General features: G+C 61.5%; 4 protein-coding genes. All 4 read right to left on the reverse strand.

All coding sequences use genetic code 11. The features are described from left to right. Positions 1-278: hypothetical protein (locus G4D87_RS39070; RefSeq protein ID WP_205507812.1), on the reverse strand; the 278-nt coding region annotated here is incomplete at its 3' end. A 373-nt stretch (positions 279-651) separates the two neighbouring features. Continuing rightward, the gene (locus G4D87_RS33320) at positions 652-2,400 is read right to left on the reverse strand and encodes an acetate and sugar kinases/Hsc70/actin family protein (protein ID WP_163786719.1); all 1,749 of its coding nucleotides are present in this window, start codon (positions 2,398-2,400) and stop codon (positions 652-654) included. Positions 2,401-2,432: 32 nt separating this feature from the next. Then, positions 2,433-3,902 carry a hypothetical protein gene (locus tag G4D87_RS33325; RefSeq protein ID WP_163786720.1) on the reverse strand — a complete coding sequence of 490 codons (1,470 nt, stop codon included), beginning with the start codon at positions 3,900-3,902 and terminating at the stop codon, positions 2,433-2,435. Between the two features lie 166 nt (positions 3,903-4,068). After that, on the reverse strand, positions 4,069-5,154 hold a 1,086-nt coding region (locus G4D87_RS33330; RefSeq protein ID WP_205507813.1), incomplete at its 5' end, for a restriction endonuclease.

Genomic DNA, 5,154 nt, shown 5'->3' on the forward strand with positions numbered 1-5,154 from the left:
TGCCAAGCCAGTTCGTGTTGGAAATCCGCTTCAGAGTGAAAGACGAGTCGTCTGGCAGACAAGTTTTGCATCAACTGGTGCAGATCCAAGTGCATCATGCCCATCTCCTTCTTCCCGTCACACAGTTCGATCCTAAGAGTCTGTTGAATGGAGCCCACGGAAACCCAGCCGGGCACAAAAGCGAGCGCATCGTGCGGGGAGGTCTCGGGAAAAACTCTTTCTGAAACGTTGCAGCAAAGGCACAGCGCTGCTCCGTCCCGGCCCCCGTAGCCCAGCACGTTAGGCAACTGGACATCGACAAGGCGGCTCTCAACAGGAAGCTAAAGAACCTCTCCCAACACCTTCTGTCGCCCACATTGGATGGTTTCGAGAACCAAGCCAAACCCACCGTAGAATCAGAAGAGCGTCAGCAGCGCAATGCGCAAAGGCGGTAGTGGGTTGAAGAAGCCGGTGACGAGCAACCCGAGGGTAATCACCGCGACAAGGCAAGCCATGGGGCTATCCTAAATCCTTGGACATGAACACTGTTCGTCCGACAGCGGCTGCGGATTCAGGAGCCCCTCTGTGGCCTTGATATATGACTGTGACAGCTCCGTGGAGAGGTCATCCGCCTTACCTCTGACCATGGCCTTCCGGATCACCTGAAGTGGCCTAAACCCATCGGCGAGGCATTTTGACTGTCCTGACAGCGCTCCCCTTGATTGTCGTCACAGGTTGGCGGGTGTCTGGAAGATCGGGTAGAGCACCTCCCAGCGCGACGGCTAGTTGCGCATAGGCCCCGGCGATCGGGCGATTCTGTAGGAAATCCGGGATAGGCGGCGCCATACGCCTTCGGAGCGTCTTACCGAAGTGCTCGGAGGATCCTTTCGCCAATGTTTCTAACATCGGGAGCGCAGAGCCTCCCCCGGTCAGAACAACCCGCAGTTCCGCATCGTAGAATCCGGTCTTGTCCTTCCCAGCTGCATCAAGGGCCTCGCGGCACTTGGCTTCGAGCTTCTCTCGAAAGGCTCCGAGCGCCGGGTTCTGAAGGAAGCTGTCAAGCCTCACAATTCCGGTGCGATCATCGCTAAGGCGGAAAGTAAGCGCTCCTTCCTGGAAGAGCCGCTCTTTATACTCGCGAATGCGCAGTTGTAGTTGTGAGTTGATCAAGCCGAATGAAGGGTCGTTTGCATCAACCTCCGCCTGCTTGATGATAGTCGTTCGGAGGATTTGGTCGACGGTGTCGCCTGCTTGGCGGACGCCGAGCGTCGTGCCCTCAATAGGCGTAATGCGGAAGAGTTCTTGGTCTGGGTTTTCTACGACAATGAAGAGACCGAAGTCCGTGGTGCCTGCGCCAATGTCGATGACGAGGACTAGTTGGCGGGTAGGTTCGTCGGTCTGGAGCCGGCTGTTCCCTGCGGCAATTGGCTCAAGAACCGACTCGCCGATTAGCTCCATCGGCCAAGCGGTACGTGCTTCCACCACTTGGTCCATTACCGCGCGGACGTGCTCAGCTCGAAGCCCTTCGTTCCACCGGCCGCGGAATGTGTCGGCTACCATTTGTGCTCGCGCAAGGTACTCCCGTAACAACGGCTCCATGACGCGAGACTGATCCGTGTCCCAACACGGTAGTGCGAAGCGGCGCCGCACGTAGCGGGAGTGCCCCTGCCGGACAAGCTCGGCCTCCGCCATGTCAGTAAGGTACGCGAGGTAGAACGTAAGCGCATCGCCGTAGGTAAGGGGGATTGAGGTTGGGTTCTCGGTCCCCTCCTTCAACCTCGTAGTGAGACGGTGCTCGCTGCCCTGGCTAAGTTGTTGCTTGAGACTATCGAGGCGTTTCCGCTCTGTATCGTGTTGGGCAAAGCTTCGTTCGAGCGCGGCGTGCCCGACGAAGAGAAGCCCTGATTCATCGACCCATACTGCGGACGTAAGTGGGTAGGGCAGCACTTCACCGGCCTGCTGGCCAAGTCCCAGTTCAATGAGCTGGAAGCCGTTCGTCTCTCGCCGAGTCGCGAAGGCCTTCGACTTCGCCGTGCCAAAGTCGAGGCAGAGCGTGATCTCAGCGTCCTCGACCTTGCTCCTCTGCGCATCAATGATGAGTTTGGGGGGCGGAGCAACTGCGGCTTTGCTTCGCGTAGGAATCGGCTGCTGTTGGTTGCCAATCGCGCCAGTCGATGCGGCAGAGATGGAAGAGCGAGGCTGGCTGTCCAGCGCCTCGGAAGTGGCGATGGATGGCCCCATTGCTGGCTGAGTGGCATCGTCAATCGCTCTGGGCTTGTCTAACCGGGCCAGCGCGTACTCAAGCGCCGCATACTCCAGATCCGAAAGCGCTCCTTGTAGCCGGTAGCGCTTCGTAGATGGGTCACGCTCGATGCGCCCGAGCAGACTCTCCAGCAACGTCTTGGCGGTAATGCCGTCCATTCCCCCTCCGAAGTCTTGGCGAACCTCGATTATTACCGAGGTTCGCCAGACGGCTCAACTAACGCCCGGAGCACCAAGCGCGTTGCCCCTCCCTCAAGGCGCTGCTCGACCGCAGGCTGAACCAAGCGGACCCAACGCACCCCAGGTACTGGCCGACCCACCATCTCATGCTCGACCGGAGAGAACTCGACGACCTCTCCTGGGTGCCCTCGCAGTTTCAGCCTCCGTTGGCCGGCAAAGGACAGCACCGTCCCGGAGAGATCAGCAGCCCGAGCTGATAGGGAACGGATTGGCGGCGCAGCATCGGGGGCTAAGATCTCAAGCTCCGGGAGAACCGACCGCTCAACATGGGTCGTCGCGGAAGAGACCTGCGCACACAGTCGTAGCAGCTCCGCTAGGGTCAAGTTCTCGCTCGCCTCTCGGTCTGCCGTCAGTAGCGCTGACCCCTCACCTCGGGGAGAGTGCATCGGCGCGGTCCCGGTCAGCCACGCCTGCACTTCGGGCGGGACCCCAGGCTCCCCTGCGAGCTGTGCCAGCATCCGCTGCGCCGCAGCCCCTGGGCCCGACACGAGTTCCAAGCGTTTCAGGAGCTGTTGGTCCGTCCGCCCCTGGCGAGCCAGCAGCAGAATTGCCTCGCGGAGGTCGCGTACGACGGGGCGAGCATCTGCGCATTGTTCGAGGAATCGTACCCATTGGTGCGGCTGGAACCACTCCCGTACATGGACGACCGGCTCGTAAGTTCGAGCGTCGGCTGCAAGCGAGAATCGGATACGCACGAGCGTGTGCGTAAGGCGAAGGGTTCGGGCCGCGACCTGCTCAATAACCTCGCGCTCAACCTCGTTCGGGGATGTTTTCGAGCGAGGTCGCACCATCCTCGCCAGGGCACGGCTAGCCTCCCAGGTCGCTTCGGTTCCACCCGCTAGGTGGTCCTCCAGCGCTTGGAGGATCCGTACCACCCGCCGCGTCAAGCTCTCTATGGGGTTTTGCGTTTCGGGCTTCCATACTTCAAGGTGCCCGGCGATCGATTGGAGGAGGGGATCCACTGAGGGCAGCGCCTTGACCAAGACCCGCACGGCCTCCGCACGTGCCGTCTCCGCAGCCTCTTCCTCGATAATGAACTCCGCGAGGAATCCGGTGACCCAGTCTCCATGTGCGAACTCCATCGCACGGACGACGTACATCCGGTCATCGGGGTCGGTGAGGACGTTGATGCGGGGTAGCGGCTCCGCAACTGCCTTGGTGAGGTGCCCAGCAAAGCGTGCCTGGTCCCGCGCCGAACGCACCTGCGCGTGCAGCCGCATCAACGTCGAGATTGCAAGGAGGCGCTCCTCATCGGCTCCAACGCTCGCCGCCTTTGTCAACGCCTCCAATACTTGGTCAATCCGACTATCACGCAACGCAGCCGAAACTGCGCGCTCAGCAGCGAGCCGCTTCAGTGCGGCGTACCGTTCACGCACTAAGTCCACAGCAAAGAAGGCGTGGAGGGCTTCGTCGGTGCTCATGGGTAAGGGTCCCCCGGCCTACACAATCCGCCGGTTGTACCCTCTTGCGCGCCTCTGTGCACGGTCCGTCAGCATGTGCCCCTCCGGCGGCGCGGAAAAGCTGTGCTCAGGGGGAGGCCGGATGACCCTCCGAGGGATCTACCTTCGCGGACTTTGAAGAAGCGGTTCAGATTCCCTGGGTCAGCGGGCGGAGCAGGGGCACCTTGTCCACGATGGCAGCTCGGACTTTGGTCTTCAGGAATTCCTTAAGATCCTTCTTAGCGTCCAAGAGCTGGACGAACTCTTCCAGCTCGCAAAGTACGAAGACTGCTTGTTGGAGCGACTCCTTGCAGGAAGCGAGCGCCGCAGGGGTGTAGCCCGGGTGGGCGATGTAAATGCCGCGGGATTGCCCGCGGGTGAAGACGCGGACGAGGTGCTGGGCCACATCTCCCGGGCCGACCCGCTGGTCCCACCACTTCGCCTCCACGAGGTAGACCTCACCGTCGAGTTCCACCACGCCGTCGATCTGCTCGATGATTCCCTGGCCCTTCTCGCCCCGGATCCTGAACGCCTCGCGCACGAGGATGCCGTGCGCCTTGAAGAGGCGGTTGAGCACGCCCTCCAGCGCCGTACCGCGCGCCCAGGGGTCGGCCATGCTGAAGAGGGAGAAGAGAGCGCTCTTTATCTCCTCCAGTTCCTGCTCGCGCTGGCGCTTGAGCTTGGCTTCCTGCTCGTACTTGTCGGAGTGCTGCTTCTTGCGTAGCGCGTCCTGCTCCTGCTGGATGCGGGTGAAGGTGTCCTTCACGTTCACCAGCCGCCGGATGTCCGCGACCAGCGCCTTGGCCTTGTTCCGGTCGTTCTCCCAGCAGACGGAGAAGTCCTCGAACTCAATCACGCGCCGGAGCACCTCCCGCCGCTCTCGCAGGGTGGACTCTCCTCGCGCGTTGAGCCGGGCGAGCACGGTCCGGACCATGTCGTGCTTCCTGACCTCGTCCTTGGACGTCGCGAGCTTCTGGGCGAGGTCACCTGTGACCTGCGCTCCTACCCCCGCCCCCTGGAAGAAGAGCAGGACGTCCCTCTTGGATTTGCAGAGGGCGGGGATGGCCTCGACGAGGAGGCCCATCAAATCGGGCGGGAAGTGGAAGGTGATGTCCATAGCTGCCGACGCCCACGATAGGATCGGCCCCCGACACCTGAACAGATCTGTACGGATTTTGTACGGACCGGGCCGGTGACGTGCGAACGCCAGCGACGGCCTGTGGTCAGTAAGAAT

Source organism: Myxococcus vastator, from assembly GCF_010894475.1.
Lineage (GTDB): Bacteria > Myxococcota > Myxococcia > Myxococcales > Myxococcaceae > Myxococcus > Myxococcus vastator.

Bases quoted from the DNA above. Each gene is read 5' to 3' on its own strand.
- G4D87_RS33320 (WP_163786719.1), bottom strand. From the start codon at position 2,400: ATGGACGGCATTACCGCCAAGACGTTGCTGGAGAGTCTGCTCGGGCGC.
- G4D87_RS33325 (WP_163786720.1), bottom strand. From the start codon at position 3,902: ATGAGCACCGACGAAGCCCTCCACGCCTTCTTTGCTGTGGACTTAGTG.